17 protein-coding genes and 1 pseudogene are annotated in these 26,180 nt (G+C 66.2%); 5 read left to right on the forward strand and 13 right to left on the reverse strand.

Annotated features, from left to right (window positions below; translation table 11 throughout):
* Nucleotides 1-818: 818 nt before the first annotated feature.
* The gene (locus tag HL666_RS32565) at nucleotides 819-2,861 is read left to right on the forward strand and encodes an acyltransferase family protein (protein ID WP_172110226.1); all 2,043 of its coding nucleotides are present in this window, start codon (nucleotides 819-821) and stop codon (nucleotides 2,859-2,861) included.
* A gap of 5 nt (nucleotides 2,862-2,866) precedes the next feature.
* Here HL666_RS32565 and HL666_RS32570 read toward each other — a convergent pair whose 3' ends face one another.
* The 3 genes from HL666_RS32570 to HL666_RS32580 form a co-directional block, all read right to left on the reverse strand.
* Entirely contained in the window at nucleotides 2,867-4,114 is a 1,248-nt protein-coding gene (locus HL666_RS32570; protein WP_172185622.1) for a hypothetical protein, read from the reverse strand.
* 152 nt (nucleotides 4,115-4,266) lie between these two features.
* Nucleotides 4,267-5,076, reverse strand: a complete 810-nt coding sequence (locus tag HL666_RS32575) for an alpha/beta hydrolase (protein ID WP_172185624.1) — start codon at nucleotides 5,074-5,076, stop codon at nucleotides 4,267-4,269.
* A gap of 38 nt (nucleotides 5,077-5,114) precedes the next feature.
* A complete protein-coding gene (locus HL666_RS32580; protein WP_172110223.1) occupies nucleotides 5,115-6,071 on the reverse strand; it encodes an alpha/beta fold hydrolase in 957 nt (318 codons plus the stop codon).
* A 101-nt stretch (nucleotides 6,072-6,172) separates the two neighbouring features.
* Here HL666_RS32580 and HL666_RS32585 point away from each other — a divergent pair, with 101 nt between their 5' ends.
* Nucleotides 6,173-7,084 (forward strand): LysR family transcriptional regulator, encoded by a 912-nt coding sequence (locus tag HL666_RS32585; protein ID WP_172185626.1) that lies wholly within the window; start codon nucleotides 6,173-6,175, stop codon nucleotides 7,082-7,084.
* A 64-nt stretch (nucleotides 7,085-7,148) separates the two neighbouring features.
* On the opposite strand, the gene HL666_RS32590 is transcribed toward HL666_RS32585, so the two are convergent.
* Complete coding sequence (locus HL666_RS32590; RefSeq protein ID WP_172133803.1) at nucleotides 7,149-7,697, reverse strand: carboxymuconolactone decarboxylase family protein; 549 nt, start codon at nucleotides 7,695-7,697, stop codon at nucleotides 7,149-7,151.
* 105 nt (nucleotides 7,698-7,802) lie between these two features.
* On the opposite strand from HL666_RS32590, the gene HL666_RS32595 reads away from it, so the two are divergent.
* Nucleotides 7,803-8,633, forward strand: a complete 831-nt coding sequence (locus HL666_RS32595) for an AraC family transcriptional regulator (protein ID WP_172185628.1) — start codon at nucleotides 7,803-7,805, stop codon at nucleotides 8,631-8,633.
* A 2-nt stretch (nucleotides 8,634-8,635) separates the two neighbouring features.
* On the opposite strand, the pseudogene HL666_RS32600 reads toward HL666_RS32595, so the two are convergent.
* The 6 genes and pseudogenes from HL666_RS32600 to HL666_RS32625 form a co-directional block, all read right to left on the reverse strand.
* Nucleotides 8,636-12,204 (reverse strand): annotated as a pseudogene (locus HL666_RS32600) (PAS domain-containing hybrid sensor histidine kinase/response regulator).
* Between the two features lie 439 nt (nucleotides 12,205-12,643).
* Complete coding sequence (gene hemA, locus HL666_RS32605) at nucleotides 12,644-13,873, reverse strand: 5-aminolevulinate synthase (protein ID WP_172110218.1); 1,230 nt, start codon at nucleotides 13,871-13,873, stop codon at nucleotides 12,644-12,646.
* 193 nt (nucleotides 13,874-14,066) lie between these two features.
* On the reverse strand, nucleotides 14,067-15,125 hold the full coding sequence (locus tag HL666_RS32610; protein ID WP_172185630.1) for an MBL fold metallo-hydrolase: 1,059 nt from the start codon (nucleotides 15,123-15,125) through the stop codon (nucleotides 14,067-14,069).
* Nucleotides 15,126-15,414: 289 nt separating this feature from the next.
* Nucleotides 15,415-17,553, reverse strand: a complete 2,139-nt coding sequence (locus HL666_RS32615; RefSeq protein ID WP_172110216.1) for a methyl-accepting chemotaxis protein — start codon at nucleotides 17,551-17,553, stop codon at nucleotides 15,415-15,417.
* 244 nt (nucleotides 17,554-17,797) lie between these two features.
* On the reverse strand, nucleotides 17,798-18,529 hold the full coding sequence (locus HL666_RS32620) for an outer membrane protein (RefSeq protein ID WP_172110215.1): 732 nt from the start codon (nucleotides 18,527-18,529) through the stop codon (nucleotides 17,798-17,800).
* 220 nt (nucleotides 18,530-18,749) lie between these two features.
* Nucleotides 18,750-19,061 carry a hypothetical protein gene (locus HL666_RS32625; RefSeq protein WP_172110214.1) on the reverse strand — a complete coding sequence of 104 codons (312 nt, stop codon included), beginning with the start codon at nucleotides 19,059-19,061 and terminating at the stop codon, nucleotides 18,750-18,752.
* A 306-nt stretch (nucleotides 19,062-19,367) separates the two neighbouring features.
* Here HL666_RS32625 and HL666_RS32630 point away from each other — a divergent pair, with 306 nt between their 5' ends.
* Nucleotides 19,368-21,356 (forward strand): methyl-accepting chemotaxis protein, encoded by a 1,989-nt coding sequence (locus HL666_RS32630; RefSeq protein WP_172133798.1) that lies wholly within the window; start codon nucleotides 19,368-19,370, stop codon nucleotides 21,354-21,356.
* Nucleotides 21,357-21,689: 333 nt separating this feature from the next.
* Nucleotides 21,690-22,187, forward strand: coding sequence for a hypothetical protein (locus tag HL666_RS32635; RefSeq protein ID WP_172185632.1), 498 nt, complete (start codon nucleotides 21,690-21,692; stop codon nucleotides 22,185-22,187).
* A gap of 138 nt (nucleotides 22,188-22,325) precedes the next feature.
* On the opposite strand, the gene HL666_RS32640 is transcribed toward HL666_RS32635, so the two are convergent.
* Genes HL666_RS32640 through HL666_RS32650 form a run of 3 tightly spaced genes read right to left on the reverse strand, consistent with a single transcriptional unit; the run spans nucleotide 22,326 to nucleotide 26,129 of the window.
* Nucleotides 22,326-24,593 carry a xanthine dehydrogenase family protein molybdopterin-binding subunit gene (locus HL666_RS32640; RefSeq protein ID WP_172185634.1) on the reverse strand — a complete coding sequence of 756 codons (2,268 nt, stop codon included), beginning with the start codon at nucleotides 24,591-24,593 and terminating at the stop codon, nucleotides 22,326-22,328.
* On the reverse strand, nucleotides 24,583-25,641 hold the full coding sequence (locus tag HL666_RS32645; protein ID WP_172185635.1) for an FAD binding domain-containing protein: 1,059 nt from the start codon (nucleotides 25,639-25,641) through the stop codon (nucleotides 24,583-24,585). Before HL666_RS32645 ends, HL666_RS32640 begins: the two co-directional genes overlap by 11 nt.
* Complete coding sequence (locus HL666_RS32650; RefSeq protein ID WP_172185636.1) at nucleotides 25,638-26,129, reverse strand: (2Fe-2S)-binding protein; 492 nt, start codon at nucleotides 26,127-26,129, stop codon at nucleotides 25,638-25,640. Before HL666_RS32650 ends, HL666_RS32645 begins: the two co-directional genes overlap by 4 nt.
* Between the last annotated feature and the right edge of the window lie 51 nt (nucleotides 26,130-26,180).

Raw genomic sequence — 26,180 nt, forward strand, 5'->3', positions numbered from 1 at the left:
AGTCTCGCGGCGCATGTTGCGTCCGAGTCTTGCTGATCAATCGCCCTCTCCGAAATCAGAGGGCGCAGGGAAGGCCGGGCGCTGGCCGCGCCCGTGGCCCGCCTGCAGAAAAAAAGCAGGCGGCAGTCACCACAGGTCTGGCCGAACACACCCGGCCTTCCCTGCGCGATGGTTCTACGGCTGCTCCGCGCTCTCCCCGGGGACCGGCGTTCTTGCCCCCGTCATCCGCAACATCGTCGCTACGGACTTGGCATCAGCACCGGGATGCCAGGACCACACGGCTTGACCGTGCGCGCCGGATCGTTCGTCCGCGAGCATAAGCCCGCTGCGACCCGACGCGCCCACCGCATCCCGCACCCCACGTTCGTGACGATCGCGAAGCGCCCCTCATGGCGGGCACGGGACGACTCAGGGGATAGCATAATTTCGGGGAAAAAGAAATAAGATTCGGTGTGCCTTGTGAATTCACGGATCTGAATGCCTCTTGGAGAGGATCGGTATTGCGAGGGCTCTACGGGCGAGCCAACGCGCGTGGTTGTTGTTGGTGCTGGATCTGTGTGGCGTGCTCCGGCGAAACGCAATGGCGCGGATGATGGAGTGCTGATCGACGGGGCGGGCGCGGGCTCGGGAGACAGGCAGGCGGTCGTACAAGAGGAGTACTGACCGACGCCGATCGGCCAGGTACTCAACTGGATGTGAAAACATCAGCAGCGTTGCGGTCTGTGTCGGGTTTTCCAGGTTTGATCGGTGGGGGATTGCGGAGTAATGCGTTTGATCGCGTCAGTAGTGTTGGCGCGTGGGGTAGAGAGCGGGACGATATGCATTCACCAGTGGAGACGCACCACGCCAGGGACTCCATTCATGGAGCCCTCTATCGGCCAGACATAGACGGATTGAGAGCGGTCGCCGTCGTCTCCGTTGTCGCCTTCCACGCCTTCCCCAACACGCTCCGAAGCGGCTTTGTCGGCGTCGACATCTTCTTCGTGATTTCGGGTTTCCTCATCACGTCGATTATTCTCGGCGGGATGCAAGGTGGCACATTCAGCTTCCAGACATTTTACGCCAGGCGTATCAAACGGATCTTTCCGGCGCTTGCGCTCGTGCTGGCCGGATCGGTGCTGGCCGGAGCGCTGCTGCTGCTGCCCGACGATTTTCGTCTGCTCGGAAAGCACGTGGCCGCTGGCGCGGGCTTCGTTTCCAACTTTGCTCTCTGGCAGGAAGCCAACTATTTCGACGTCGCGGCGGACACGAAGATCCTGCTGCATCTCTGGTCGCTCGGCATCGAAGAGCAGTTCTATCTGCTATGGCCGGCCCTCATCTGGATTGCCTGGCGGCTGCGCCTCAACTTGTTCACGGTCTTCGTCGCAGTGTTTGCAGCTTCGTTGTTCTACAGCATCAAGGCGACGCCCTCCAACCCGGCCGCCGCATTCTATTCTCCCGCAGCCCGCTTCTGGGAGCTGTCAGCGGGCAGCATCCTGGCCTATCTCGCGTTTTCGACACCGCGGGCGGCGGCCTGGATCGAAAATGGCATCGCGACCGTCCTGGCGTCCGTTCTCTTCGAACGCGGCGCGGTGGACGAGAAAAAGATCTATCGCGACTTCGTTTCAGTCGTGGCCATCGCGCTGATCGCTGCCTCGGTCCTCATGATCACGCGCCGACAAGAGTTCCCAGGCTGGTGGGCGCTCATGCCGGTCGCCGGGAGCTATCTGGCCATCCTTGCCGGGCCCGGAGCCTTACTCAACCGCGTGCTTCTCTCAAATCCGGTCATGGTGTGGATCGGTTTGATCAGCTATCCATTGTATTTGTGGCACTGGCCGCTGCTGACTTTCGCGCGCATCCACTATGGAGCCTCGCCGGCCCCGCAAGCCGTCCTGGCGTTCCTGGTCGCTGCTTCCGTCGGGCTCGCGTGGGCGACCTATCAGTTCGTCGAGAAGCCCATCCGGTTTGGCGCGCGGCGCGTCTGGGCGGTGCCCGGGCTCGCAATGGCGATGATCGCCATTGGCGGATGTGGACTCCTCGTTTTCGAGATGCAGGGCCTTCCGGGCCGGCTCAACGATGAGAACAAGCGTGAATATGCGGCCTATTTTTATGGCGGGTCGCCGCTGATCCAGGCTGAGGCCCAGGATATCATGCAGAACCGTTGCAACTTTTATGCTTGGGACAGTCCGGTCCCCACGCTGGCGCCAAGAAAGGCCATCGATCCCAGCTGCTACATGCGGCATTCCGATAAGAGCGTGCTCATTCTCGGAGATTCCAATGCTGCGGACCTGTATTACGGGCTCAATGAAGTTCTGCCGAAAGATGTCTCGGTGCTGCTGATTCACAGCTCGGGCTGCCAGGTCAGTCCGATCATCCAGCACATCGTTGAAACTCATCACTGTAACATGGCGAACCATTTTGCATTGCGTCGGATTGAAGCCGATCCGCCCGATGTTCTGCTGCTTTCATCGAACAACTCCTTCGACATCGAGTACATCCGGAAGTTTTCCATGATGGTGAAGGGGTATGGCGTCAAGAAAGTGCTCGTGCTCGGACAGCGCCCACACTGGAAGCGCTTCCTGCACAAAATCATTCTGGACGAGTATTGGAAGTCGACCCCGCGGTACATACCGGGTCACCTCGATGAGGAGTTGATGTCGTTCACACAGAAGTTTCAATCGCAGCTGAAGCGCGACGAGCCCTTCGACTTCGTAGACGAGATGCAACCGTTCTGCAGCGCGGAGGGGTGTCTTACGTTCCTCGGAGATAACCGCCGCGAAGGGCTGATCACGGCTGATACGGTTCACCTCCGCCCATTCGCCTCTGTCTGGTTGGCTCGCCGGCAGCTGGCCCCCCTGATTTTAAGGTCTTTGGGCAACTAGGGCCGTCAGTAGGCCGAGTCGTACACTTTCCCATTCTGCGTCATCAGAGGCACACCGTCGGGCGTGCCCGGGATAAAGCAGCCGAACTTCACAAGCAGGCCGTTGCCCCCGACAATCGAGGGCCCCAGCTTGCGGTAGCCATCCCTCCTGGGGCAGTTCCCGAGACGTAGCTGTTCGCTCCCGATGATCATGAACAAGCGGTTGATGCTCGGCATCTCGCCCGATTCATCCGCTATCGGCTCTATGCTGGCGCACCCGTCGGAGTTGCAGCCGAGCGTGAACCGTCCTCCGCCTTGCTCCATGCGCCAGACGATGTCGAACCGGCCGGCGACTTGGATTCCTCCATTGAACGATGAGCCCGCCGTCGGACCGTCAAATGAGACGGCAACGTCCTTGTCGCCGGCCCCGTAAAAGACGATCCTTCCCGAGCCATCGAGAACGCCATTGTTGTGCGCGAGCATCTGCGGTGTGTTCGGATTGTTGTCCCTGTTGCAATGCAGCTCGATCCGCCCCTGCGGCCCGAATTGGTCCGCCCATAAAAACAGCTCACCATTGTCGCCTGCCGTGATGCATGTCGTCGCGTGCACCAGTTTTATCGTGCCGTTCCCGTTCGGAGATAGCGCGATCAGATTGCTGCCGAGGGGCTGCCCGCCGATGGCAACTGCGTCGTCTGTGAAAGTCTGGCCGATGGTTGGCGCGATCGTCACGAGCGATTGGCGCGTGTCGAGGTCCTGCTGGATCAACTGGACTGCGGTGGCGAGATGTTTGACCGGCCTGCTGATGCCGTCATTGCCGTCATCGCCGGCATTATCAACAAGGATCCTCAAGCTTCCATCCGGAACTTTGTATCGGCCGGGCTTGTGCGTGGAAATCCAACGACCTTTGTAGCTTGTTATTCCCACCGATTGGTTTGGATAGAGCCGCGGGTTGATGTCTGGGGGGAAGCCGATCAGGAGCTTGCCGGCCTCGGCCTCTTCGTTGACGAGAACGATATCGCACCCATCCTCAAGATCGGTTGCCGCCGGAAGTGCAATTCGTAAGTCGCCACCGAACGCAACGACAGTCCGGTCGCACGCAAGCGGCAGAGTTCCACTTAGGCCGATCGTCGCGATAGGCCGCGACTGCGCGCTGAGGAGCATTCCCGTCAGCGCAATCAATACGAAAAAAAATCGTCCCACCAAGTCAAGTCCAACTGGAAAATGTGAAATGAAGGATCGTAAGTCTCCAAGCTTTCTCTGGTAGGGTTCAACCATCGGCTGTGTCAACTGCGACGATCCGCGTCCGGGTCGCCGACTTCGCTTCAACCTTGTCACTCCCTGGCGTTCTTCGAGCCAAACCTCGTCCAGCGCTTTCAAGATCGGAGGCGTCGAGCAGGACGGAGCGAAATTGCGTATTGACCAGAACGCTAAACAAACCGTCGCACAAACCTCAACGCCGTCTCCGCCACCTCGCGCCAGCCGTGGTCGATCGTCAGCGAATGCCCGCGCAGCGACAACCGTGCGAATTCGGTGACGGCGTGAGGATTGTGCTGTTGCCGCTCGAAGGCGGCGCGGGTGGCGGATGGCGGCACCGCGTGGTCGTGCTCGCCGGAGATGATCAGCAGCGGGCCGCGTTCCGCAGTCTCCGTATCGAATTGGGCCTTGGTCCAGGGATCGGGATTGGCGGCGGCCTCGAAGACCGGCCGGCCCGGGGCGGTGGCTTGAGAGGATGCATAGAGCGCGTCACACTCGGTCTCGGGTACCGCATTCGCGACAGCGTAGCGGGATTCCTCGGGGGTGAGGCTGACGTTACGGTTGACGTTGGCGGGGTTGTGCTGCACCGGCCAGGCAGAGCGCAGGGCGGAGTCGGGCACTGGCAGCACGCCGCGGAACGGCGCGGGGTCGATGGCGACGGTTGCGGCCGACAGGCGTCGGCCGGCGAGGATCTGCGCGATCAGGCCGCCGAAGGAATGGCCGACCAGCGCCGGGCGCTTGTCGAGCGCCCTGGCGATGCGTGCGAAATGCGCGGCGACCTCGCCGATGGTTTCGGGGGCGGACGCGCCGCCGATCTCCGCCGGCCAGCCGGGTGCCAGCGCGGCGTAGCCTGCGGCGTCGAACATCTCGATCCAGCGGTCCCACGAGCTCGGCTTCTGCCACAGGCCGTGGATGAAGATGATGGCAGGCTTTCGCGATGCGTTGGCTTCGCCGATCGCATCATCGCGTGAGTGGGTTGACATGATCGGCGCTTCTGCTGCGTTGGGTCGATGCGTCGGGATCAGCGCGACGACGGCGCGTTGAGGAAGGCGTCGATCGCGGCGACCGTGGCAGTGGGCTGCTCTTCCATCAGCCAGTGGCCGGAGCCGTCGATGACCTTCTCCTGCACATTGTCGGCGCCGGCCCGTGTCACCGTGGCCATCGTCGCGCCGAACGAGGCGCCGCCGCCGATCGCCAGCACCGGCATCGTCAGCTTGCCGTGAGCGGCAAGCCAGGCGCGGTTGTCGATCGCGTCCTGATCGAACGCGGCGAACTGGCTGAAGCCGGCATGCATCCGGCCCGGGCCGGCATAGAGCTGCGCGTAGTGAACACGCGCGGCCTCCGGGAAATTCTTCGGGTTGGCCGAGAACTCGTTCCAGAAGCGGTCGAGATAGATGCGCTCGCGGCCCTCGACCAGGCGTTCCATGTCCGGACCGCCGAAGCGGAAGTGCCACAGCAGCGGGTTCTTCAGGATCTCCTCCCACGGGCCGATGCCCGGCACCGGCGCATCCATCAGCACCAGTTTTGTCACCCGGTCGGAGTGCCGCGCCGCCAGTGCGTAGGCGACCATGTTGCCGATGTCGTGCGCGACGACCTCGGCGGTGCGCGCCCCGAGCGCATCCATCACGCCGGCGATGTCCTCGGCCTGGTTGGCCTTCTCGAACCCTTTGTCGGCGCGGGCGGACAGACCGAGCCCGCGCAGATCGGGCACGATCACGGTGTGGTTGGTGACGAGCTTGGCGGCGAGCGGCACCCACATGTCGCCGGTGTCGCCATAGCCGTGCAGCAGCACCACGGCCGGCCCGGTGCCGCCGACGCGGACGTGGATGGTGGTGCCGTTGGTCGGGATCTCCTGGGTGCGGAAGCTCGATGGGAATTGGCCGGGCGCCTCGGTGGCGTCGGCAACGGCGGCGCTGGCCAGCGCCGTGAGCGCGGTGGCGGCAAGGGCAGTTCGTTGCAGCAGGCGGGGCAAGGTCATGGCGGTCTCCTCTGGGGCTGTCGATGCACGCAAAGCTAGACGAGGAAGGAGCGCGGTATTAGAGGGTAGTCACGCCAAGGATTTTTGATCTGGACGCAAAGATGGTGTTGGCCAGCGCGGATCGGGCCCGGGATCTCGAAGTGTTCTGCGCCGTCGCCGACAGCGGCAGCTTCTCCGCCGCGGGGCGCGGTCTCGGACTGACGCCGTCGGCGGTGAGCCGCACGCTCGACCGCATCGAGATCAGGCTCGGTGCGCGGCTGTTGTTGCGGTCGACGCGCGCATTGACTTTGACGGCGGAGGGGCAAGCCTATCTCGCGGCTGCCCGCCGCATCCTCGCCGATCTCGACGAGGCCGAGCAGGCGATCGCCGACCAGGGCGCCCCGCGCGGGCGCATCCGTGTCAGCGCTGCACTGTCGCACGGGCGCATCTGCATCGTGCCGCTGCTCGGCGAGTTCGTGCGGCGCTATCCGAACATCCTGGTCGACATCAATCTCAGCGATGGTCTCGTGGACATCGCGGCGGGGCAGGCGGACGTGGCAATCCGTGGCGGTCCGATGGCCGACACCGCGCTGACCGCGCGCCGCCTCAGCGAGAACGGCCGCACCATCGTTGCCTCGCCCGATTATCTCGCCCGCTGGGGCGTTCCGGAAGCGCCGGAGGACCTTCACAACCACAACTGTCTCAACTTCAGCTTCCGGCGCGCCGAGCCGGTCTGGCCGTTCCGCCGCGACGGCGTCGACTACGCGCTGAAGCTGCGCGGCGCCATCGAGGCCAACAGCGGCGACACGCTGGCCCAGCTCGCACTCGGTGGCGTCGGCATCGCCCGGGTCGGCGATTTCAGCCTCGGCCATGCGATCGCCGAGGGGCGGCTGATCCCGCTGCTCGAGGCGTTCAATCCCGGCGACCGGGAAGTCTTTCACGCGGTGTTCGTCGGCGGCGCCAACATGCCGGCGCGCGTGCGCGTATTCGTGGACTATCTGGTGGAGCGGATGAGCGTGAAGAGAGACACGTAGGGGCAGGAACGTGCCGCCCGCCGGGATCGAGAGAGGCCCGGCGGGCGGCCTGCTTGTCCCGTTATCAGGCCGGCTGCAGGGCGAGGTCGACCTTGGGGAAGTCGACGACGGTCTGCGCCGCGTTGTTGGTGTAGTTGGTGAGCACGTTGATCGCGACGTTGGCGATGATCTCGAGCAGGCGGCCGTCGTCGAGACCGGCTGCGCGCGCCGCCGCGAGATCGGCGTCCGCGACCTGTCCCCGCGTGTCCAGCACGCGCCGCGCGAAGCGGACGACGGCGGCATCGGTCGCGTCGTCCGCGGTGCCTTCGCGGGCCTTGCGCAGGCCGTCAGGGCTGAGGCCCGCGCCCTTGCCCATCAGCGAGTGCGCCGACAGGCAGTACTCACAGCCGTTGGCCTGGGCGACCGCAAGCGCGATGATCTCGCGCTGCCTGGCGGTCAGCGCACCCTTCGTGAGCGCATCCGAGAAGGCGACATAGCCGTTCAGCACGGCGGCGGACTGGGCGAAGGTCGAGAACAGGTTCGGCGTCATGCCGATCTTGGCCTTGACGGCGGACAGGGTGGCGAGAACGCCTGCCTCGGCGCGGGCGGTGTCGACAACAGCAATACGGGGCATGAGGAAGATCCTTTGTTGGAGATGCGGGGTTGCACTCCCTGTCTATGCCGGACTATGGGTGACATCAGGTGCCAGAAACATTGCAGATCGTCCCGAGAACGTCCCATGGACCCCTTTGCCGCGCTGTTCGCCCATGTCACGCCGCGGGCCCGTACCTTCTTCTCCGGAAACCTCTGCAACACCGTGGAATTCGGGCCGGAGGGCCATCTGCATTTGTTCAAGGGCGGCGTGCTGACCCTGACGCAGCCGGGCGCTGATGATCTGGAGCTGCACGAGCCGACCTTGCTGTTCTTTCCGCGTGGCCGGACGCACCGCTTCCTGGTCGATCCCGAGCGTGGCGCCGATCTCGTCTGCGCGACCGTCGAGCTTGGCGGCGCCGAGGGCAATCCGATCGGAGAGGGATTGCCGGAACTGGTGGTCATGCCGATCGCCGGCCATCCGACACTCGCGCCGGTCTGCGATCTCCTGGTGGCCGAGGGATTTGCCGACGGCGGCGGCCGACAGGCGGCGCTGGACCGGCTGTTCGACTACCTGCTGATCCTGATCGTCCGCGACGTCGTCGCCAGCGGCGCGGTCGAGAGCGGTGTGCTCGCCGGGCTCGCCGATCAACGCTTGGCCAAGGCGCTGACCGCGATCCATGAGGCGCCGGCCAAGCCGTGGACCCTGGAGGACCTGGCCGACGTCGCCGGCATGTCGCGCACACGCTTCGCCGACCTGTTCCGGACGCGCATCGGCCGCACGCCGATCGACTATCTGACGGCCTGGCGCATGACGCTGGCGCGCCAGTTGCTCGCCAAGGGCAAGCCCGTGAAGAGCGTCGCTGCTCAAGTGGGCTACGACAGTGCTGCCGCGTTCTCGCGCGTGTTCAGCCGGGTGTCGGGACGCCCGCCGCGAGAACTCGCAGGCAAGATCGGCGTCGGCGAGCTCGAATCCTGATCCTACTCCGCCGCGACCATCTGCTGAATGCGCCACTGCCCCAGTAGCGCGCGCAGCGAGGCCGGCTTCAGCGGCTTGTTCAGGACGGCGATGTTCTCGTCGCGGGCGGCGGCGCGGACGTGGGGGCTGCGGTCGGCGGTGATCAGGATCGCGGGCAGCGCCTCGTTGAAGCGGCGGCGGATGTCGCGGATGGCGGCGATGCCGTTGCCNCGTTGAAGCGGCGGCGGATGTCGCGGATGGCGGCGATGCCGTTGCCGCGGTCGAGGTGGTAGTCGACCAGCAGACCGGTGACGGCCCCGTTGCGGGCTTCGATGGCCTCGACTGCGGATTCCGGATCCGGCACGGCAATCACCTCCGCGCCCCACGCGGTGAGCAAGGTGCGCATGCCGTCGAGGATCGCGGGGTCGTTCTCGATGCACACGATGAGGGCGCCGGAGATCGGCGTCGTCGCCAACGGCGTGGCACTGGTGACGGCGGCGGTGTGGTTGATCGCTTTCGCGATCGGCACCGTCACGGAGAACACGGAGCCGCGGCCGGGCTGGGACTCCAGCGCGATGCCGTGATTGAGCACGCGGGCGATGCGCTCGACGATCGAGAGTCCGAGGCCGAGGCCGCGGGCGATGCGCGCGCCCTGTTCGAGGCGGTGGAATTCCTTGAAGATCTCGCCGCGCTTGACCGGGGGGATGCCGACGCCGGTGTCGTAGACGCCGATCTGCAGCGACTGGCCGTGGCGGCGGCAGCCGACCAGCACGCGGCCATTGGGCGTGTATTTGATGGCGTTGGAGATGAAGTTCTGCAGCAGGCGGCGCAGCAGCAGGCGGTCGGACTCGACGGGCAATGAGCACGGTACGAAGACCAGATCGAGGCCCTTGGCGCGCGCGGCCGGCGCGAATTCGATCTCCAGCGAGCGCATCAGGTCGGCCATCTTGAAGCTCGACACCGATGGGGTCATCGCGCCGGCATCGAGCCGGGAGATGTCGAGCAGTGCGCCGAGAATCTCCTCGATCGCTTCCAATGAATCGTCGATGTTCTCGACCAGACGCGAGTCCTCGCCCGGCGTCTGCCGCTCGACGAGACTCGTCACATAGAGCCGCGCCGCGTTCAGCGGCTGCAGGATGTCGTGGCTGGCGGCGGCGAGGAAGCGGGTCTTGGAGATGTTGGCGTCCTCGGCGGCGCTCTTGGCGACCGCGAGCTCCGAGTTCAGCCGCGTCAGCTCCTCGGTGCGATCGCGCACGCGCTTCTCCAAGGTGGCGTTGGCGCGTTCCAGCGCCTCGGCGGCCTCGAAGGACGGCGTGACGTCGGTGAAGGTGATGACGAGGCCGCCATCGGGCATGCGGTTGCTGCGGACCTCGATCACCATGTGGCGGTCGGCAAGGCGTTCGAGATAGGACTCGCCCTCGGTGGTGTAGGCGGCGAGCCGGCGCGCCAGCAGCGCCTCGCTGTCCTCATAGGTGGGCGCGCCGATCGTGCCCATGAATTCGAGGATCTCCTTCAAGGGGCTGCCGATCTGCACCAGGTCCGGCGGCAGTCCGAGCAGGTCGACGAACTGGCCGTTGGAGCAGATCAGCTGCAGATCGGCGTCGAACACCGCAATGCCCTGGCGCACATGGTTCAGCGCGGTCTGCAGGATCTCACGGTTGAAATGCAGCGCGGCGTGGGAATCGTCGAGCAGCTTGAGCGCGGCCTTTGCGGAGACCGTGCGCTTGCGCAGCAGCAGCGACATCACGAGGCGTGACGACGCCGCGCCGATCGAGGAGGCGATCAGATGCTCGGCATGGCGCAAGAGCTCGAAGTCGGCAGGCGCAGCAGCGTCGAGCGGGAGGTTGCGCTGGGCGGCGAAGGCCTCGAATGAAGCGCGGGCTCGGTCGGGACCGAGATACTGGCCGACCGTGCTCTGGATGTCCTGCACGGTGACGGTGGAGCGCCAGCGGCGGAAGCTCGGGGCGCTCGGCGTCAGCTCGGCCGGCACGAACAGGTCGGCCTGCAGCAGCTCGATCGACGACGGCTGCCGCGCCAGCGACAGCACGATGTAGGTCAAGAGATTGAGCGACAGGCTCCACAGCACGCCATGCAGCAGCGGCGGCAGGTCGGTGCCGAGCAGGGCCTGCGGCCTGAGCGCCTCTAAGCCGAACGGGCCGTGCTGCAGGAACAGGATGCCGGCCGTGGAGGTGTCGAGGAAGCTCGGGATGAACAGCGTGTAGAGCCAGACCGCGAAGCCGACCAGCATGCCGCCCATCGCGCCGCGCGCGGTGGCGCGCCGCCAGAACAGGCCGCCGAAGAAGCTCGGCGCGAGTTGCGCGATCGCGGCAAAGGACAGCAGGCCGATCGCGGCGAGCTGCGTGGTGCCGAGCGCGCGGTAGTAGAAATAGGCCATCACCATGATGGCGAAGATCGCGATGCGGCGGGTGCCGAGCAGGAAGCCGGCGAAGTCGCGGCCGATCTCGCGCTGCTCCTGCTGGCGCTGCAGCACCAGCGGCACGACGATGTCGTTGCAGACCATGATCGACAGCGCGACGCATTCGACGATCACCATCGCGGTCGCCGCCGACAGGCCGCCGACGAAGACGAGGATCGACAGCCATTGCGAGTTGGCCTCGATCGGCAGCGCCAGCACGTACATGTCGCTGTCGACGGCGCCGAACGGGAAGGTGACGAGGCCGGCCAGCGCAATCGGAATCACGAACAGGTTGATGGCGACGAGATAGAGCGGGAACAGCCAGCGCGCCCGCGACACCTCGGCGTCGTTGGCATTCTCCACGACGCTGACGTGGAACTGGCGCGGCAGCAGCATCGCGGCGCAGAACGACAGCAAGGTCATCGTGAGGAAGTTGCCGATGCCGGGCACGTATTCGAGCGCGCGCTCGGCCTCCGGCGATTTCATCGCCCGCTCGATCAGCTCGACCGGCGAGAACATCACGAAGGTGACGAAGGCGCCGGCCGCGATGAAGGCGACCAGCTTGATGATCGACTCGGTCGCGACCGCCAGCATCAGGCCGTGCTGGTGCTCGGTGGCGTCGGTCTGCCTGGTACCGAACAGCACCGCGAACATCGCCATCGCCAAGGTCACCATCAGCGCCATGTCGCCGACGAACGGGATGTGGGCGAAGGCGCGGTCGTCGATCAGGATGGTCTGCAGCGAGGAGGCGACCGCCTTGAGCTGCAGCGCGATGTAGGGCACCGAGCCGATGATCGCGATCAGGGCCACGGTGGCGGCCACCGCCTGGCTCTTGCCGTAGCGGGCGCCGACGAGGTCGGCGACGGAGGTGATGTTCTGGGTCTTGGCGAGATGGATCACGCGGCGCAGCAGCGGCGTGCAGGCGCCGACCATCAGGATCGGGCCGAGATAGATCGCGAGGAAATCGACGCTGGTGCGCGAGGCGAATCCGACCGAGCCGAAGAAGGTCCAGGACGTGCAGTAGATCGCCAGCGACAGCGGGTAGATCAGCCCGGCCAGCCGCCCGCGTCCCTCCGCCGGCCGCCGCTCTCCGGCCCGGTTGCCGCGGCTGGCGACCAGGAACAGGAACCCGATATAGCCGAACGCGGCCAGGATCACGCCCCAGTCGTGCAGCATCTCCTACGCGTCTCCGACGTCTTCCTCGAAGGCTCCGGGCTGATCCCGTTGTCCGGGAAATCTAGCCCTTTGCCGCAGGCGAGGCGACAGCGATCTTGCCGGGGGAGTGCCGACCTTGGTTCATCGTTAGCGTGGCAAGTCGGCTCGGCATTCTCCGCCGTCATTCCGGGGCGCCCGCAGGGCGAGCCCGGAATCCATTTTGCCTCACGCTTCGTAGCCCGATGGATTCCGGGCTCGTGCTCCGCACGCCCCGGAATGACGGGGAGAGGGTGTTGCTCCATCAGCTGGGCGGCGAGCAGGGCAAACGTGTCACCGCGTTCTCGGCGGTCATTCCGGGGCGCCCGCAGGGCGAGCCCGGAATCCCTTTTGCCTCAAGCTTCGTGGCCCGATGGATTCCGGGCTCGTGCTCCGCACGCCCCGGAATGACTGAGAGAGAGGCCTATTCCGCCGCCATCGCCTTCTTGTGCAGCGCCAGGCCCAGGCGTTCCCACACCTGCAGCAGGGCCTCGGCCAGGCGGTCGATCAGGCCGTCGTCGTGATAGGGCGAGGGCGTGATGCGCAGGCGTTCGGTGCCCTTGGCGACCGTCGGATAGTTGATCGGCTGGATGTAGATGCCGTGCTCTTCCAGCAGCAGGTCGGAGGCCTGCTTGCACTTCTCGGGATCGCCGACGAACAGCGGCACGATGTGGGTGTCGTTGTCCATGACCGGGAGCCCGGCGGCGTTGAGGATCGCCTTGACCCGGGCGGCGCGGTCCTGGTGGCGCTCGCGCTCCCAGCTCGACGATTTCAGGTGCTTGATCGCGGCGGTGGCGGCCGAGCAGATCGGCGGCGGCAGCGCGGTCGTGAAGATGAAGCCCGGCGCGTAGGAGCGCACCGCGTCGATGATCTCGCCTTTCGCGGCGATGTAGCCGCCGAGGCAGCCGAACGCCTTGGCGAGCGTGCCTTCGAGAATGTCGATGCGGTGCATGACGCCGTCGCGCTCGGCGATGCCGCCGCCGCGCGGGCCGTACATGCCGACGGCATGGACCTCGTCGACATAGGTCATCGCGTTGTAGCGCTCGGCGAGGTCGCAGATTGCGGCGAGCGGCGCGACGTCGCCGTCCATCGAGTACAGGCTCTCGCAGGCGATCAGCTTCGGCCGGTTCGGGCCAGCCGCGATCAGCAGCTGCTCGAGATGGGCGAGGTCGTTGTGGCGCCAGATCTGGCGCTCGCAGCCGGACTGGCGCACGCCCTCGATCATCGAATTATGATTGAGCGCGTCCGACAGGATCAGGCAGTCCGGGATCAGCTTGGCGAGCGTGGCGATGCCGGTCTGGTTCGACACGTAGCCGGAGGTGAACAGCAGCGCGGCTTCCTTGCCGTGGAGATCGGCGAGCTCGGCTTCCAGTTGCACCAGCGGATGATGGGTCCCGGCGATGTTGCGGGTGCCGCCGGCGCCGGTGCCGACGCGGGTCGCAGTCTCGACCATCGCACCGACCACCTTGGGGTGCTGACCCATGCCGAGATAATCGTTCGAGCACCAGATCACGACATTGCGCGGGCCGCTCGGCGAGTGCCAGGTCGCGTGCGGGAACCGGCCGGCGATACGTTCGAGATCGGCGAAGACCCGGTAGCGACGCTCATCATGCAGACGACCGAGGGCGGCACTGAAGTACTGGTTGTAGTCCATCACGAAACCTGACGTGCTGCGCTGCAGCGCAGCGCCTGGAACGGACCCTCTAAGCGGCGGGGTTCAAGTCTTCTTAGAGCGTTTCCAGAGCGGCTGTCGAGCCGGAATCCCGCGGCAGGACTTGGGCGATTTGTCCAAGGCAGAGCCGATGACGGCCGAACCGCGCTCGTCTTGCGGCGAACTCGCGGCAGCCTCAGGTGGTGCGATAGTGCAGCACGCCGTCGATGGTCTGGCTGGTCAGGCGGCCCTCGACCAGCATGTAGTTGACGTGGGCGATCAGCTCGCCGGCGGCGAAGCCCATCTGGTGCGGGTCGAGCACGTGCTTGTGGAACACCACCGGCACGAGCTGGGCCGAGGTCCTGGTCTGGTCGCGGCAGGCGTCCGCGATCATGCGGCAGCGCTCCTCGTGATGATCGGCGAGCTGCTTGATGCGGGTCTTCAGGCCATAGAACGGCACGCCATGACCGGGCAGCACCAGGACGTCATAGGGCAGGGTGGTGGTGAGGCTCGCCAGCGAGGCCAGATATTCGCCGAGCGAGTTCTGGTCCGGCTCGACCGCCCAGACGCTGACATTGGGCGAGATCTTGCTCAGCACCTGGTCGGCGGACAGGAAGAGTTTGTCGGCGGCGCAATACAGCATCACCTGGTCGAGCGCATGGCCGCCGCCGGTGATCACCTTGAAGCGGCGGCTGCCGATCTGGATCTCGTCGCCATGGGAGATGCGGCGGTAGGACGCCGGCAGCACCGAGACGCGCTGCAGATATTCCTGGCCGCGGCCGAGCAGCTTGTCGGTCAGGGTCTCGTCCATGCCATGGCGGCGAAAGAACAGCCGTTGCGCGTTGCGGCGCTCCTCGGTGCCGCGGTTCTGGTGATAGACCGACTGCAGGTACTCGACCTGCGACATCACCAGCGGACAGTTGAAGCGCTCGACGATCCAGCCGGCGAGCCCGACATGGTCGGGATGCGAATGCGTCACGATCAGCCGGCTGATCTTCACATGCTTCAGCGGCCCGTCCAGCAGCCGTGTCCAGGCGGCGATCGACTCCTCGTTGCCGAAGCCCGAGTCCACCGCGACCCAGCCGTCGCCGTCGGCCAGCAGATAGATGTTCACATGGTTGAGGCGGAACGGCAGCTTCAGCCGCAGCCACAGCACGCCGGGCGCGACCTCGACGACCTGGTCCTCACCAGGATGCTGCTCCCAGGGGTAGCGCAGGGCTTCGGCGGAGGAATAAGCGGTGTCGGTCTTGGTCATGCCTCATCGATTAACGGCCGCCGCGGGCGAGCGCCAGCCGAAAAACGCAGCGGGACCACATGGCTGGGCGGCATTTCGGGACGCGGCAGGCGGTTGGGAGTGGCTGGCGTGACCAGCCACGACGCCTGCTTGCCACCTCCACCGTCATTCCGGGGCAAGGCCGCAGGCCTTGAACCCGGAATCTCGACATTGTCTTGCACCCCACCATCTCGAGATTCCGGGTTCAATCGCCAATGCGCTTGCGCGCATCGACGATTGCCCCGGAATGACGGTGACAGTGCAATCGCAGCTACGCCGCCCTGATGTTCGTCAGGAACGCATCGACCTCGGCGCGCAGCGTATCCGCCTCGCGGCGCAGCGCCTCGGAGGCGCTCAGCACCTCGTTGGCGGAGGTGCCGGCCTGGGCCGAGGCGCTGGAGACGCCGGTGATGTTGTTGGAGACCTCGCTGGTGCCCGACGCCGCCTGCTGGATGTTGCGCGCGATCTCGCGCGTCGCGGTGCCCTGTTCCTCCACGGCCGCAGCGATCGCGGTGGTGACGTTGTCGATCTCGGCGATGGTCTCGCCGATGTTGCGGATCGCCGACACGGCCGTCGACGCGACCTGCTGCATGCCCGCAATCTGGGTCCGGATCTCGTCGGTCGCCTTGGCGGTCTGGCTGGCGAGGCTCTTCACCTCCTGCGCGACCACCGCGAAGCCGCGGCCGGCCTCGCCGGCGCGCGCCGCCTCGATGGTGGCGTTGAGCGCCAGCAGGTTGGTCTGCGAGGCGATCGCCTGGATCAGGTCGACGACCACGCTGACGCGGCTCGCATTGTCGGCGAGACCCTGCATCGTGGAGTCGGTGGCGCCGGCTTCCTCGACGGCCTTCTTGGCGATCTGCGCCGAGGTCACGACCTGGCGGCCGATCTCGGCGATCGACGACGACAGCTGCTCGGTTCCGGCCGAGACCGTCTGCACGTTGACCGAGGTCTCCTCGGCGGCGGCTGCGACGACGTTGACCAGCGAGTTGGACTGGTCGGCGGTCTGCGACATGCCTTGCGCCGTGGCCTGCATCGCGGTGGCGGAGCTCTGCAGATTGCCGAGCGCACTGCGCACCGTCGCCTCGAACTCGGCGATTCGGGCCTCCATGCGCGTGGCGCGCTCGGCCTTGGCGGCGTTCTCGCGATCCTGCTCGGCAGCGAGGGCGCGAGCCTGCACCATGTTGTCGCGGAACACCTGCAGGGTGTCGACCATCGCGCTGATCTCGTCGCGCTGCTTCGACGTCTGGATCTCGGTTTCGAGGTCGCCGCCCGACAGACGCTGCATCGCCTGCTGCAGCCGCTTGATGCGGCGGAGGATGTTGCCGCCGACATAGAGCCAGACGAACAGGAACGAGCCGAGCAGCGTGGCTGCGCCGGCGCCGATCATGCCGAACGTCGCCAGCTCGATCTCGCGGCCGGCGGTGCCGGTTGCGTCCTCGGTGGACTTGCGCACGCCTTCGACCAGCTGCTGGACGCTGATGTCGAGCCCGACATTCAGCTTGCGCGTCTCCTCCAGCACGGTCTGTCCGTAATCGTTGGCGTCGAGCTCCTTCTCCCGGGTCTTGAACACGCGCTCCTTGCCCTCGCCCAGCGCGGCGAGCTTGGTCGCGGCGTCACGGATCGCCTTGGTCCCGCGGCCGCTCGGCAGCAGCTCGAGATTGGACTTAAGCTGCGCCAGCGAGTCCTTGAACTGCCGCTCGATGGTCTCCAGCGTGTCGCTGTCATTGGCCGAGAGCGCGGCCGCCATCTGGGCCACGATCAGATTGCCCGACGCGGTCACGTTGCCGAGCTGCTCGACGAACCTCGCCGCGGCGGTGGCGTCATCGGCCGACACTTCGGCGGCGCCCAGCACGGCGTTGAGCTGGGTCTGGGCATCCAGCATCGGCTCGTTGGCGGCCTTGGTGAACTCCTCCTGCGCCTTGCGCAACGCGTCATACTGCTTGTTGTGAGTGGCCGCGACCGCGAGCCGCTCGCGCGCGGCGGACACCAGACTCTGGTTGGCCTCGTTGATGTTCTTGATGGTCTCGGCGAGCGGTGCGACCACGCTCTTCGCGGCGCCCAGCGCGGTGATCTCGGCGAGGCGCTGCTGCGTGCCCTTCTGGATGTCCTGCATCTTCTTCAGACGATCGTTGAGGGCGTCCTCGGTCTGCGATCCCAACAACGCGGGTCCGAGGCTCGCGAGGCTGGAGCTCTGGGCCAGCAGCTGCAGGCTCGAGGTGAGTCGCGGAATGTCGCGGCTCGACAGCTCGACCATGGTGCCGCCGATGTAGCGCAGCATCAGCCCGGCGCCGATGCTGATCGCGATGGCCATGCCCGCGATGACGGTGAAGGCTGCAAACAGGCTGCCCCGTACGCCCCATCTGGGTCGCAGGATCCCGAACACCCTGCCGAAGCTGAACCTATTCGCCATCTCTGGTTTCCCCCGATACGCGCTACTTGGAGCTGATGCTTTCCGGCAGTATCGCGGGCGGCGGTTAACAAATCCGGGAAAATACTCGGTTGCCGCTGAATTTTCGTGCATTTCCGCATTTCACCATGCGGCATTTAACGGGGTGGAAATGATTGTTTCGGGCGTTCCGATTCACCTATGACAGCAAAAGGGGCCGGCATCGCTGCCAGCCCCCGTCTTGCTTGTTATTTGACGCCTGCGGAAATCAGTAGCGGGCCGCAACCGGCGCGCCCCAGTTGAAGCGGTAGTTCACACCGGCCTTGAAGGTGTGATCGTCGGTGGTGAAGCTGCCGGTCGGAACCAGCCCGGCCGGCGCTGCGAAGGTGGCGCTGCCGAAATTGTAGTACTGATATTCGGCCTTGGCCGACCAGTTCGGAGCAAACATGTATTCGAGACCGCCGCCGACGGTCCAGCCGTTGCGGTGATCGCCATTGGTGGCGAAGCCGACCGGGACGCCGGCGAGCGTCACCTTCTCGTTGTTGTCCGAATAGGCGTAGCCGCCCTTCACGTAGAGGAGGCCCGGACCCCAGGTGTAGCCGAAGCGGCCGGTGATCGAGCCGAGGCCGCGCTGGCTGTTGGTGTAGACGAAGCCGCCGGGGAAGGCCGCGCCGACATTGCCGCTCAGCCAGCTGTACTGGCCTTCCGCGCCGATCACCCAGGTCGGGGCGAACTGCCAGTCGGCGCCGACCTGCACGCCGCCGAGGAAACGGCCGTTCGAGTTGTTGCCGGTGGCCAGGCCCGAGAAGTTGTTGTCGCTGGAGAAGGCGCCGCCGAGATGCGCGCCGAGATAGAAGCCGGTCCAGTTGTAGATCGGCGCGGCATAGGCCGGTGCCTTGGCCGCATACGGATAATTGCGGGCGCCGAGATCGGCGGCGAGGACGGACTGGGCCGAGGCGAGCGCGGCGAGGGCAACGGTTGCGAACAGGATCTTCTTCATGGCGGGTCTCCAACACTCAACTAACAAGGCTCGCGCATCGCGCGCCGTCGATGGATCGGAGATAGATCGGATTTGAATCAAATGCTGTCACTCGGGCAGCACAGTGGTCTTCAACCCGGCCCGTCGGCGGCCAAACGTCTTGTCGTAGTTAGCAAAGCGCTAACAAAGGCCGGGTCCGGCCTCGATGGCGCGAGGGACTGTGCCGCTGCGGGACAACCGGTTAACGCGGCTTAAGAGCTTCGTGGAGTGCGGCGGCCGCGTCGCGCAGCTGGCCACGATGGAGGCCGTCGTCCTCGGGAATCGCGGCGATGCCTGCGGCGATCTCGGTGAGGATCGCGGCGAGCAGTCCGTAGTTGAGATGCATGTGGATCGACTTGCGGACGTCCTCAGCCCCGGGCCGCTCCAGTGTGAGCGCCAATCCCGAGGGGTCGAGATGGGCTTCGAATCGCGAGGACCGTTCGAACGTGCCGACATAGAACTTGTCGGGATATTCGAGCGCGATCTCGGCCTTGTCCGGAACGGGTTTCGACATAAGCGGGCTCCTGCGGGGGCACGCCGCATTCTTGCAGATCGCCGGAGCCGCGCCTTGCGCCAGGTCAGACGGCTGCCATGGTCGGAGGATTGCGCACCCGGTGCTCGGGCTGCCGCCGGACGAGCCGCATTTCTACGGAGACGGAAATTTACCTTGGTTGAAAATGAGTTGTGCATGATCGTCGCAGCGTCGATTTGCCACTGGGGCCAGCCCGGACCGTGATCCTGCGATCTTCTCGGGGGCAGAACGAGGTCCGGCCGGCGCCGTTCGCCGTTTAGTGCCATTCAACGAGGAATGCCGTCCGACATGAAGATGCGTCTGTCGATCTCCGCCGTCATTGCCGCCTTCGGCCTCATGCTGGCGCTCGGCTTCGGTGCCGTGGTGCTGACCAGCGCCTATGCGTTGCGCGAGCTGAAGGTCGGTGGAGCGCTCTACAGCAAGATCAAGCTGGGCAACGACCTGGTGGCCGACATCCTGCCGCCGCCCGAATATGTACTCGAGGCCTATCTCGAGGCGACGCTGGCGCTGCGCAATCCCAAGAACGTCGACGCGCACGTCAAGAAGCTGGAGCAGCTCAAGAAGGACTATGAGGACCGCAAGACGTTCTGGAGCGGCTCGGCGCTCGAGCCCGAGCTGAAGACGCTGTTGGTCGAGCAGTCGGACGGCGAGGTGAGGAGGTTCTGGCAGGCGGCGGAAGCCGAGCTGATCCCGGCCCTGCGCGCCGGCGACACGGCGAAGGCCGACGCGGCCTATGCGCGGCTCTCGGAGGCCTATGGCGCACACCGTGCGGTGATCGATCGTCTGGTCGAGAAGGCGAACAAGCTGAATTCGGACATCGAGACGATTGCGGCGGAGCAGGATCGCAGCATCTCGGTCGTGGTCTGGACCGTTGCCGGCATCGTCCTCGTGCTGGTCGTGGCCGGGCTGTCCGGACTGGTGATGGGCGTCGTCCGTCCGCTGTCGCGCATGACCGGACTGATGCGGCGCATCGCCGAGGGTGAGCTGGCCGCCGAGATTCCGTATGCCGAACGCGGCGACGAGATCGGCGCGATGGCCCGCGCGCTCGGCGTCTTCAAGACCAATGCGATCGAGAACAACAGCCTGCGGGACAAGCAGGACCGCGACCGCACCGAGGCCGAACAGACGAAGAAGCGGGCCATGCTCGACATGGCCGACGTGATCGAGCGCGAGACCGGCACGTCGGTCGAATCGGCGGCAACCGCCTCGCGCCAGGTCGAGTCCGTTGCCAGCGGATTGTCCGACCTCGCTCACGAATTGTCGGCTGATGCCCAGTCGGTGGCGGCCGCCTCCGAGCAGTCGCTCGCCAATGCCCAGACCGTCTCGGCAGCGGCCGAGCAGCTGAGCTCGGCGATCCGCGAGATCTCGAGCCAGGTCGCGCGCGCCAGCACCATCACCAAATCGGCGGTGACCGGGCGCGAGAAGGCCAAGACCACGATGCTGTCGCTGACCAAGGCCGTCGACAAGATCGCCGAGGTCTCGAACTTGATCGGCGGCATCGCCGAGCAGACCAACCTGCTGGCGCTCAACGCCACCATCGAGGCGGCGCGCGCCGGCGATGCCGGCCGCGGCTTCGCGGTGGTCGCGGCCGAGGTCAAGTCGTTGTCGGATCAGACCGCCAAGTCGACCGAGGAAATCTCTCGCCTGATCGGCGAGGTGCAGACCACCACGCAGGCCACCATCGACGTCGTCGAGGGCATCGGCAGTCAGATCTCGGAGATCGACGAGGTGGCGGCGTCGATCGCCGCAGCGATGGAGGAGCAGCACGCCGCAACCCAGGAGATCAGCCGTTCCGTCCACTCCTCGGCGAGCGCGGCCCGCGACGTCTCGTCCAAGATCGGCAATGTCGGCAAGGATGCCGGCATGGTCAACGACCGCGCCGCAGAGGTGCGCAGCGCGATCGGCAACGTGGCGTCGAGCCTGACGGCACTGCGCGCCACGCTGGTGAAGGTGGTGAGGACGACGACTGCCGAGGCCGATCGCCGGCACGCGCCGCGGTTCAGGTCGAGCCTGCCGATCAAGGTCGTCGATAGCAGCAAGGGGGAGGTTCGGGCCGATCTGGTGGACATCTCGGAGGGCGGCGCCTGGTTCCGGCTCGATCCCGAGCCGGGCATCGGCGATCGCGGCATTCTGAAATTCGCAGGTTTCGACGGCGATGTCCCCTACCAGGTTCGCGCCCGCGACCGAGACGCATTGCGGGTCGAGTTCGATCTCGGCGCCAAGCGCGAGTCCTTCGTGACCTGGTTCAGGTCGTCCTTCATGCGCCAGGCGGCTTAATCGGTCCGGCATTGCATCAAGGGGACGAGCCTCCGCCCGGACGAGCGGAGGCTTGTTGCTTTTCAGGTACGTGCCGCGAAGCCCGTTATGCAGCGGCGCGTACGAGGTCACCGATTGCATCGGGACCTGCCTGCGCCGCGGCATCGGCGACCGAGCTCGCTCTTCACGATCTTCGGGGGTATGACAGGCTCTCGGCTGCCGGATCGTGCCTGCCGCCACCTGCGCTTTCCGCCTGGTCGAGGCCGGCGCGCGCGAGGTGATCAGCGTAGTTCCGCGGCGATCATCATCGTCACGCCACGTTCCGGTGCGAGCGATCACGTCGGTGGTAGGCAAATGAGACGTAGAGCAACAACAGCGGCAGCAAGCCTTTTTGTCTGTCTCGCAATGGTGGTGAACTGCTTTGCTCAGGCAAGTGAGCGTACGACCCATTCAGTGGTGGCGATTGAGTACGTCGGAGAGCAAGACGGGATCGTGAATTCTGTTCTGATGAGCAATTCTGGAGCGGGAGCGGAGTGGGGCCGTCGAATGCTGATCCGGCGATTCGCCGCAGAGCTGGCGGATGCGCACGTCGTCGACATGTCTCTGTTGAACGATGTCATCGCAAGGATCGATGGCTTCGAAAGCTCGCGGCAAAGACATGCGGAGTCTGCCGGCGGCACCTCGGTTCAAATCTCGATCGTGACACCTGAGAGAAGCAGTTCCTTCTTGTATGAATCGACAGAGGCGTTGTCGTTATTGGAGGCCGTGCAGAAGGCTTGTCGCAGTGATGAGTCCCTGTCTGGAGATATCGCATATTTCCAGAAGCGGATCGTGCAATACCGGAGACGGTAGCTTGACCAGGAGGCCGCGCTCCGGGTCATCTGAAATTTCGCCTCGCACAACTTCGCCAGCTGGGCCGCAAGGCTCGGCGCGACGACGCTGCGCCTCCCGCCGGAGGCGCAGCGTTGCGTGTCGGGATGCGCCGGTGCGTCAATGGCCCGAGCGCACGAGGTCGCTGATCCGCACCGGAAAGCGCCTGACGCGGATGCCGGTGGCATGTGCCACCGCGTTGGCGACCGCGCCGGCGGAGCCGGTGATGCCGATTTCGCCGACGCCCTTGATGCCGAGCGGATTGACGAACGGATCGTGCTCCGCGACCGTGAACGCCTCGATCGCCGGGACGTCGGCATTCACTGGCACATGATACTCGCCGAGATTGGCGTTCATGATGCGGCCGGTGCGACGGTCGGTGACGGCCTCCTCGTGCAGCGCGAGAGAGATGCCCCAGATCATGCCTCCGATAAGTTGGCTGTTCACCAGCTTCGGGTTGATGATCCGCCCCGCGGCGAATGCGCCGACCATGCGGGTCACGCGCACCTGCCCGAGATCGGGATCGACCTTCACCTCCGCGAAGACAGCGCCATGCGAATGCATCGCGTACTGCTCGTTGGCCGCCGGGTCGGGCACGCCGCTACCGGAGCCTTCGATCTGGTCCAGGCCGGCGCGCGCGAGAATGTCGGCATAGCTCTCGCCGCGGCCCTCGTCGTCGCGCCGCAGCAGCCGGCCGTTGCGGGCGATCACCCCGGCATTGCCGGCGCCGAACAGCGGCGAGCGCTGATCGGAGGTGGCGAGCTCGGCGAGCTTGGCGATCACGGCCGCGCCCGCATTGTGGATCGCGGTGCCGACCGTGGCCGTATGCGCCGAGCCGCCGGCGATGCCGGCATCCGGCAGGTCCGACGTACCGGCCTTGAACGTGACCTGATCGAGCTCGAGCGCGAGCGAGTCTGCCGCGATCTGCGCAAACGCGGTCCAGGCGCCCTGGCCCATGTCGTGCGCGCCGCTTTCCACCACGCCAGAGCCGTCGCGCCGGATCACGGCGCGCGCTTGCCCGGCGAACATCAGCGCGTGGAAGGTCGCGGTGCCCATGCCCCAGCCGACCAGGAAGCCATCCTTGTCGCGCATCGTGCGGGCCTTCAGCGGCCGCTCCCACCAGCCGAACCGCTCGGCGCCCTGCGTGTAGCATTCGCGTAGCGCCTTGGACGAGAACGGCTTGCCGGTCGAGGGCTCGACCTCGGCGTAGTTCTTGACGCGGAAGGCGAGCGGATCGAGGCCGCAGGCCTCGGCCATCTCGTCGACCGCGCTCTCCAAGGCAATCGAGCCCGGCGCGATGCCCGGCGCGCGCACGAACAGCGGGGTGCCGGTGTCCATGCGCACGGCGTCGTAGGTGGTCGCGATCGCCTCCGCCGCATACAGCGTGTGCGTGACATGCGCCGCCGCCTCGTAGAAATCCTCGAAGCTGGAGGTCGCGATCCGGGCGTGATGATGAATCCCCGACAGCCGTCCCGCGCCGTCGGCGCCGAGGCGCAGCGTCTGCCGGGTCGGCGAGCGATGGCCGAACGGACCGTAGAGCTGCTCCCGGCGGACCACGAGCTTCACCGGACGTCCGACCAGCTTGGCGGCGAGGATGCCGAGGATCTGCGGTCCGGCGATGAAGCCCTTGCCGCCGAAGCCGCCGCCGAGATAGGGGCTGCGGATCAGGATGCTCTCGGGCGCGATGCCGAACAGCTCGGCCAGCCGTCCGCGCATCATCACGAGGCCCTGGGTCGGGGTGTCGATGACGAGCTTGTCGCCCTGCCACTCGGCGACGATCGCATGCGGCTCCATCGCATTGTGATAATGCGCCGGGGTCTCGTAGGTCGCAGTGATCTGCCTGTCGCTGCCTGCGAGCGCAGCCTCGACGTCGCCATGATGGCTCTCGGCCGGAAAGCCCATGCCGACGACCGGCGGCACGTAGGCGTCGCCGGCGTCGAGCCCGATCCGGGCCGGCTCGGCTTCGTAGCGCGGGGCAAGCAGCGCGGCGCCTTCGGTCGCGGCCTCCAGGCTTTCCGCGATCACGAGCGCGATCGGCTGGTTGGCATAGCGGACGCGATCGTTTTGTAGCGCTTCGAATCGGAACGCGAACGGATTCGGCTTGCCGTCGGGATCGCCTGCGAGCGCAGGACGGTTCGCCGGGGTCATCACCTCGACCACGCCGGGATGGGCCTTGGCGGCGTCCACGTCGAGTGCGACGACGCGGCCGCGGGCGATGCTGCTCACCGCCGTGACCGCATAGAGCAGGCCAGGCGGATTGTTGTCGGCGGCGTAGCGCGCGGTGCCGGTGACCTTGGCCAGACCGTCCACGCGCGACAGCGGCTGGCCGATATTCGAGCCGTGGCGGAGATGGGCGGGATCGCGGGAGAGATTGAGCTCAGGCGTCATGAAGCGCTCCTGGAACGGCGGAGAAGGGAGAGGCCGGCAGCGCCGGCATGCGCGACGGCGTGCCTTGCATTGCGGCCTGCAGGGCGCGCACGATCAGCTGTCGTGCGAGCGGGATCTTGTAGGCGTTGTCGCCGGAAGGGGTTGCCTCGCGCAGCGCAGCTTCGGCGGCACGCTCGAACGAGCCGTGCTCCGCCGGCTGGCCTGCGAGGAGCGCCTCCGCCTCATGCGCGCGCCACGGCTTGGCGGCGACGCCGCCGAGCGCGAGACGCGCCTGCTGGATGCTGCCGTTCTCGAGCACGAGGCCGGCCGCGGCCGAGACCACGGCGAAGGCGTAGGAGTTGCGCTCGCGCACCTTGAGATAACGCGCATGCTTGGCGAAGGCGCGTGCGGCCGCAGGCAGACGGATCGCGACGATCAGTTCTCCGGGAGCGAGCACGCTCTCTCGATCCGGCGTGGTGCCGGTCAACAGATGCAACGCCTCCAGCGCGACCTCGCGGCGGCCGGATGCGCCTTCGACCTCGACGACCGCATCGAACGCGGCCAGCGGCACGCAGAAGTCCGAGGGGTTGGTGGCGATGCAGGCCTCGCTCCAGCCGAGCACGGCGTGCTGGCTGTTCTCGCCGTCGCGGGCATCGCAGCCGGATCCCGGCGCGCGCTTGTTGCAGGCCGAGGCGGTGTCATAGAAGTAGGCGCAGCGCGTTCGCTGCAGCAGATTGCCGCCGACGGTCGCCGCATTGCGGAGCTGCGCCGAGGCGCCGGACAGCAGCGCTTCGGCCACCGCAGGGAAGTCCTTGGCGAAGGACGCGTCGTAGGCGAGGTCGGCGTTGCGCACGAGCGCCCCGATCCTGACGTCGCCATTGCCTGACGTTTCGATGCGCGTCAGCTCCTTGATATGGGTGATGTCGACCAGCCGTTCGGGCCGGACGACATTGCCCTTCATCAGGTCCAGCAGGTTGGTGCCCGAAGCGAGATACGCCGCGCCCGGTGCGCCGGCCGCGGCGATCGCCTCGGCAACAGTCGCGGGCTTCACATAATCGAACCGGTTCATGCCGCGCGCTCCTTGTCCGTGAGCGTCGCTTGTGCGTCGCGCACCGCCTCGACGATCCCGACATAGGCGCTGCAGCGGCACAGATTGCCGCTCATGCCTTCGCGCACGCGCTCGGGATCGTCGCCGGCCTGGCCTTCGTTGATGAGCCCGACCGCGCTCATGATCTGGCCCGGCGTGCAGAAGCCGCATTGCAGGGCGTCGTGGGCGATGAAAGCCTCCTGCACCGGGTGCAGCCGATCGCCCTGGGCGAGACCTTCGATGGTGGTGATGGCGGCGCCGTCGAGGCTGACGGCGAGCGTCAGGCAGGAGTTGATGCGGCGGCCGTCGACCAGGACGGTGCAGGCGCCGCACTGGCCGCGGTCGCAGCCCTTCTTGGTGCCGGTGAGGTGGAGGCGCTCGCGCAGGAGGTCGAGCAGGGTGACCCGGGGGTCGTCGAGCGCAAGGGTTCGCGGCTCACCGTTGACGGCGAGTCTGACAGTCCAATTCATGCGTTGTTCCGATCGAAGCGATGGCCTAATCGGATCGCAGCGGGCACCGCC

The organism is Bradyrhizobium aeschynomenes, from assembly GCF_013178945.1.
Lineage (GTDB): Bacteria > Pseudomonadota > Alphaproteobacteria > Rhizobiales > Xanthobacteraceae > Bradyrhizobium > Bradyrhizobium aeschynomenes.

Excerpts from the sequence above, each read along its gene's own strand:
- HL666_RS32565 (WP_172110226.1), top strand. The coding sequence starts at position 819 with ATGCATTCACCAGTGGAGACGCACCACGCCAGGGACTCCATTCATGGA.
- HL666_RS32570 (WP_172185622.1), bottom strand. The coding sequence starts at position 4,114 with ATGGTTGAACCCTACCAGAGAAAGCTTGGAGACTTACGATCCTTCATT.
- HL666_RS32575 (WP_172185624.1), bottom strand. The coding sequence starts at position 5,076 with ATGTCAACCCACTCACGCGATGATGCGATCGGCGAAGCCAACGCATCG.
- HL666_RS32580 (WP_172110223.1), bottom strand. The coding sequence starts at position 6,071 with ATGACCTTGCCCCGCCTGCTGCAACGAACTGCCCTTGCCGCCACCGCG.
- HL666_RS32585 (WP_172185626.1), top strand. The coding sequence starts at position 6,173 with ATGGTGTTGGCCAGCGCGGATCGGGCCCGGGATCTCGAAGTGTTCTGC.
- HL666_RS32590 (WP_172133803.1), bottom strand. The coding sequence starts at position 7,697 with ATGCCCCGTATTGCTGTTGTCGACACCGCCCGCGCCGAGGCAGGCGTT.
- HL666_RS32595 (WP_172185628.1), top strand. The coding sequence starts at position 7,803 with ATGGACCCCTTTGCCGCGCTGTTCGCCCATGTCACGCCGCGGGCCCGT.
- hemA (WP_172110218.1), bottom strand. The coding sequence starts at position 13,873 with ATGGACTACAACCAGTACTTCAGTGCCGCCCTCGGTCGTCTGCATGAT.
- HL666_RS32610 (WP_172185630.1), bottom strand. The coding sequence starts at position 15,125 with ATGACCAAGACCGACACCGCTTATTCCTCCGCCGAAGCCCTGCGCTAC.
- HL666_RS32615 (WP_172110216.1), bottom strand. The coding sequence starts at position 17,553 with ATGGCGAATAGGTTCAGCTTCGGCAGGGTGTTCGGGATCCTGCGACCC.
- HL666_RS32620 (WP_172110215.1), bottom strand. The coding sequence starts at position 18,529 with ATGAAGAAGATCCTGTTCGCAACCGTTGCCCTCGCCGCGCTCGCCTCG.
- HL666_RS32625 (WP_172110214.1), bottom strand. The coding sequence starts at position 19,061 with ATGTCGAAACCCGTTCCGGACAAGGCCGAGATCGCGCTCGAATATCCC.
- HL666_RS32630 (WP_172133798.1), top strand. The coding sequence starts at position 19,368 with ATGAAGATGCGTCTGTCGATCTCCGCCGTCATTGCCGCCTTCGGCCTC.
- HL666_RS32635 (WP_172185632.1), top strand. The coding sequence starts at position 21,690 with ATGAGACGTAGAGCAACAACAGCGGCAGCAAGCCTTTTTGTCTGTCTC.
- HL666_RS32640 (WP_172185634.1), bottom strand. The coding sequence starts at position 24,593 with ATGACGCCTGAGCTCAATCTCTCCCGCGATCCCGCCCATCTCCGCCAC.
- HL666_RS32645 (WP_172185635.1), bottom strand. The coding sequence starts at position 25,641 with ATGAACCGGTTCGATTATGTGAAGCCCGCGACTGTTGCCGAGGCGATC.
- HL666_RS32650 (WP_172185636.1), bottom strand. The coding sequence starts at position 26,129 with ATGAATTGGACTGTCAGACTCGCCGTCAACGGTGAGCCGCGAACCCTT.